This window comes from Flavobacterium sp. Sd200, from assembly GCF_009826935.1.
Taxonomy (GTDB): Bacteria; Bacteroidota; Bacteroidia; order Flavobacteriales; family Flavobacteriaceae; genus Flavobacterium.
The window spans coordinates 1-5,591 of record NZ_WUMN01000017.1 but is presented as its reverse complement, the minus strand read 5'-3'; the positions used below and the strand labels follow the sequence as shown (position 1 = coordinate 5,591).

At 55.3% G+C, this 5,591-nt stretch carries 1 protein-coding gene; it reads left to right on the top strand.

Annotation, left to right across the window (positions count from 1 at the left end):
- Nucleotides 1–5,591: beta strand repeat-containing protein (locus GR160_RS19125; protein ID WP_370519240.1), on the top strand; the 5,591-nt coding region annotated here is incomplete at both ends.

The following is a 5,591-nucleotide window of genomic DNA, read 5'->3' as shown; positions in this document are numbered from 1 at the left end:
AAATGGTATTCTGAGTTTGTTGGAGGTTTGGCATTAAGCGGAGATACATCTTTATCGACGGGTATGTATTATGTTTCACAGACGGTTGGTGGTTGCGAGAGCGCCAGAACGTCGGTTAGTGTCACGGTTTCTTCAGTTTTGACCCCTTATGTAGCTATCAGCCAGACGGTTGGTTCGGAGTATTTATGTTCCGGGAGTGGCGGTTTTGTGAGTTTTGAGGCATATGCTACGGATTCGGGCACCGCTCCTTCTTATGAGTGGCTGGTAAACGATGTAGTTCAATCAGGTTTTACGGGCAGTACGTTTAACTACTATGTAACATCAGATATCTCGGTAAAATGCCGTATTACGGTAACAGACAGTTCGGGTTGCTACACAGCCACTACGGCCGGGAGCAGCCCAGTGTCGATCAGTATAGTAGAAGCTGTTGCTACGGTCACTGCGCAGGGCCCTACCTCGTTCTGTTATGGCGGCAGCGTATCGCTGGTTCCTACGGGTATTGGTGCTAATGGCATCGGAGTATGGGTAAAAGACAATTCGTATTACGATGCGGCCTATGAAGGAGTAGCCCTTACCGTAAGCGAGGGAGGCAGCTACCGATTAGAATTATATACAGAATATGGCTGTAGTGCCAATTCCTCAGATGTTGTGGTTACGGTAACGGCCACCCCGGCCCCCATAGCCGAAGTCACGCAGGTGCACTGCCAGGGCAACACAGTATCACAGCTCTCTGCCCAGGGCACGAACCTTCAGTGGTATGCATCACAGACGGGAGGCACAGCACTGCCGGGTTCGACACTGTTAACCGAAGGCACATACTATGTAAGCCAGACGATCAACAACTGTGAAGGAGAGAGGGCGGCAGTAACTGTAACGATAAACGCAACACCTGCCCCATCGGCCCCATCGGCACAGGGCTATTGCCAGGGCGCTACGGTATCGCAGCTAAACGCTACGGGTACAGGCGTTCAATGGTACACCTCAGAAACAGGAGGCACGGCACTGGCGGCAACAGAGCAGTTAACCACTGCTACCTATTATGCCTCCCAGACGTTAAACGGCTGTGAGGGAGAAAGGACAGCCGTAAGCATAACGATCACTACTACAGCAGCCCCAACAGCCCCGGCACAAAGCTATTGCCAGGGTGCTACGGTAACCACCCTTACAGCTACGGGTACCGGTATACAGTGGTACACAGCCCAAACAGGCGGGGTGGCCTTAGCGGCAAATACCGTACTGGCCACCGGCACGTACTACGCCTCACAAACAGTAAACGGCTGTGAGAGTACAAGGACAGCGGTAAACGTAACGATAACAACCACGGCTGCGCCAACGGCACAGCCACAAACCTACTGTGGCGGCACTACCGTTGCAGGCCTTGTAGCTACAGGAACCGATATAAAATGGTATGCCGCCCAGACCGGTGGCACGGCACTGGCAGTTACAGCACCGCTGGTAACCCGCACCTACTACGCCTCACAAACGGTAAACGGCTGTGAAGGCCCGCGCACAGCAGTAGCCATTACCATAAACAATACGGCCCAGCCCACGGCCTCTTCGCAAAGCTACTGTTCAGGCACTACTGTTGCAGGGCTTGTGGCTACGGGCACCGACCTTAAATGGTATTCAGCCTCCACAGGTGGCACACCACTTGCCACGACAACGGCCCTTGCCAGCGGAGCGTACTATGTATCGCAAACCCTGAACGGCTGCGAGAGCACGCGCAGGGCAGTAACGGTAACGATCACTACTACGGCCGCGCCTACAGCATCGGCACAGAACTTTTGTAACAGTGCCACGGTGGGCAGCCTTACCGCTACGGGTAGCGGCATAAAATGGTACACGACCCAAACGGGCGGCACGGCACTTGCGGCCAGTACAGCATTGACTACGCGCACGTACTATGCCTCACAAACGGTAAACGGCTGTGAAGGCCCCCGTACGGCAGTTGCCGTAACGGTTACCACTACGGTGGCCCCGTCTACCCAGCCGCAAACCCTTTGCTACGGGGCTACGGTATCAGGCCTTGTGGCTACGGGTAGCGGCATAAAATGGTACACAGTCCAAACGGGCGGCACGGCCCTTGCAGGCACGGCTACGGTAACGGCAGGTACGTATTATGCCTCACAGACAGTGAACGGCTGCGAAGGCCCAAGAGCCTCTTCAGTGGTAAGCCTGCAGCAGCCTGCCGAGCCAACGATCAGCATCAGCAGCAGCGACATGAGGTATGACGAGCAGACAGGCTTTTACACCGTTTGTGGCGGCAGCCAGGTAACCTTTGCAGCACTTACGACCCACACGGGCGTTAACCCGGTGTACCAATGGTCTGTAAACGGGGAGATACAGGAAGGCGCTACAGGCCGCCTTTACACGACAGAGCTGCCGGATACGGGCTACCTTTGGGTATCGGCTACGGTAACGGTAAGCCCTGAGGCATGTGCCACCCATACTATGGTAAGCAGCGAAGACATGTACATCGACCTTATCGAAGCGCCTTATGCGGCGATCATCGCCCAGGGTTCTACGACCTTCTGCCAGGGAGGCAGCGTAACGCTCCAGGCCATCGGTGCAGAGAACTACGAAGGGGTATGGCTCCATAACAACGAATATTACGATTATGTAACGGCAGGCTACAACGAGACCATTACAGTAAGCGCCCCGGGCGTTTACAGCCTTGATGTTGCAGGTTATGACAACAACTGTTCGGCATCGGCATCGATCACGATCACCGAGGCCATCCCTGTAACCCCTGCGGTATCGCTGTCGGCCAACGTAAGCGGGCCTATAGCGGCAGGCACGGCTGTAACCTTTACCGCTACGCCAACCAACGGCGGCACCTCGCCTTACTATGAGTTCAAGGTAAACGGCAACACGGTGCACAGCAGCAGCTCGGCCACCTATACTACCACTACACTTGCGCACAACGACATAGTAACGGTACAGCTTACCAGCAATGCCAGCTGTGCCACCACGGCTACGGCAATAAGCAACGCCATTACAATGGTGATCAACGGTCCCGGCACGGTAACACCGGAGCCCGGAGCAGGCGGCATACTGTATGTAAAGAAAGGCTCTTCGGGTACCGGAACAGGCTGGGGTGATGCCCTTGGCGAGGTAGCCGATGCGCTAAAATATGCCAAACAGGCCAACAGCGCCACCCCGGGCACGGTAACCCAGGTTTGGGTAGCAGGGGGAACATATACCCCGATGTACCACGCCTCAGACCTTAGTGGTGCAAGCCCTCAGGGCAGGAACAATGCATTTGTGCTGGTAAACGGCCTGCAGGTATATGGAGGCTTTGCCGGCACGGAATCGGGCCCTGAAGAAAGAGACCTTACCCTTGCGGCCAATGCGAGTATCCTTAGCGGCGACTTTTTAAATAACGACAACGGCGGGATCAACAACACCGAGAACGCCTACCACGTGGTTATGGCAGTAGGCACGACAGCCAGCCCTGTAACCTCGGCCACAGTGCTTGACGGCTTTACGGTAACGGCAGGCTTTGGAAATGCTTCGGGCAGTATCACGGTAAACGGAGTGAATGCCAACAACAACTCCGGCGGAGGTATCTACAACTCCAATGCTTCCCCTACACTTAGGAACCTTATCATAAAAGGCAACAGGGTAGGCCAGAGCGGTGGCGGTATGTGCAACATCAACTCCTCGCCGGTGCTGACCAACGTGCTTTTTGCAGGCAACACGGCAACCAATGGGGGTGGCATGCACAATACCTCTTCTCCGGCAGTGCTGACCAATGTAACGATGAGTGGCAATACCTCTACCAACGGAGGAGGCACGGGCGGCGCGGTTTATAACATCTTCTCGTCTCCTCAGGTGCGCAATACGATCATCTACGGCAACGGTACAGGCGTTTACAACACCAGTACGGCTTCGGCCCCGGTATACAGCTACAGCCTTGTGCAGGGGCTTACCTCTACGGCCAACGGCAATGTAAGCGGAGCTTCGGACCCATTGTTTGCGAATGCGGCAGGCGGCGACTACAGCATCGGGATAGGCAGCCCTGCGCTAAACAGCGGCAGCAATGCCTACTATGCGGCAGGCCAGTTGCCGGACCTCTCGGGCGTAGCCAAAGACCTTGGCGGCCAGCAGAGGATATACAACGCAGGTGTGGTAGACATGGGCGCCTATGAGTTCCAGCAGGACTGTGCAGTAGCCACCACATGGAACGGCACGGCATGGAGCAACGGGATACCTACCTCATACATTTACACGGCCACGATATCGGGCAACTACAGTGGTGGCAGCATCACAGCGTGTAGCCTTGCAGTAACAGGCGGCGCGGTAAGCCTTGCCTCTGGGGTGACCTTTACAATAAAAGGCGCAGTGACGGTAAGTGCAGGTGCAAGCTTTACAGTACAGAACAATGCTGCCCTTGTACAGCAGGACGACACGGCCAACACCGGGAACATCACTGTAATAAAGAACAGCAATCCGCTGTACAGGCTGGACTACACGATATGGTCATCTCCTGTGGCAGGGCAGAACCTGCAGGCGTTCTCGCCACAGACCACGGCAGGCCGTTTTTATGAATACAAATATGACCTTGACCCAGCCTCGAACTCCTATGTAGAGCAGTACTTTATAGTAAATGCTGCCACTACGTCCTTTGATGTGGCGAAAGCCTACATGATACGCATGCCAAACAGCAGCACCGTTGCAGGCTACAATGCCGGCACCGCGCCGCTTGTTTATGCAGGTACCTTTAATGGGGTTGCCCACAACGGTACCCTTACAAGGAGGGCCTCACAGGAAGGCGACCGCTATACAGGCGTTGGTAACCCATACCCTTCCCCGATAAGCGTTGCGGACTTCTTTAAGGGCAACAGCGATGTTATTGAGGGCGGCTCTGCATTATACTTCTGGAGGAAGCGCAACGATGCAGCCTCAAGCTCTTATGCCACGCTGAACCTTGCAGGCTTTACGGCCAATGCAGGCTTAGGCGGGGGCAGCGACCAGGCAGCGTTCTATACAGGTCCTAACAGCACCTGGCTTATAGCACAGGGACAGGGCTTTTTGGTACAGACCAAAGAAGACCCTACGGCAGCAGACATAACCTTTACCAACAGCATGCGCAGGCCTGTGCCAACCTCGGGCAACCAGTCGTTCTTCCGTACGGGTTCACAAAGGGAGGCAGCCGATGCAGCGATGTCGCGCTATTGGTTAAACCTGTCATCGGCAGCCAACAGCAACAGCTTTAGCCAGGCTATGGTGGCCTACAGGCCGGACGCAACATTGGAGCTTGACTATGGATATGACGGCAGGCTGCTGAACGACGGAGGCAGGATAGCGCTGTACTCCCTTGCAGGTGAGACATCCCTTGCGATACAGTCGAGGCCTGATTTTGAGGTGGGCGATGTAGTGCCTATGGGCTTTACGGCGGTAACACCGGGAGACTATACCCTAAGCCTTGACCGTTTTGACGGGTTGTTCGACCAGGGTCAGGACATCTACCTTAAAGACAACCAGCTTGGGCTGACGCACGACCTTGCCGATGGCGGCTACGCCTTCAGCACAGCGGCAGGCACCTTTAACGACAGGTTCGAAGTAGTGTATGCCAGGGAAGTACTGGG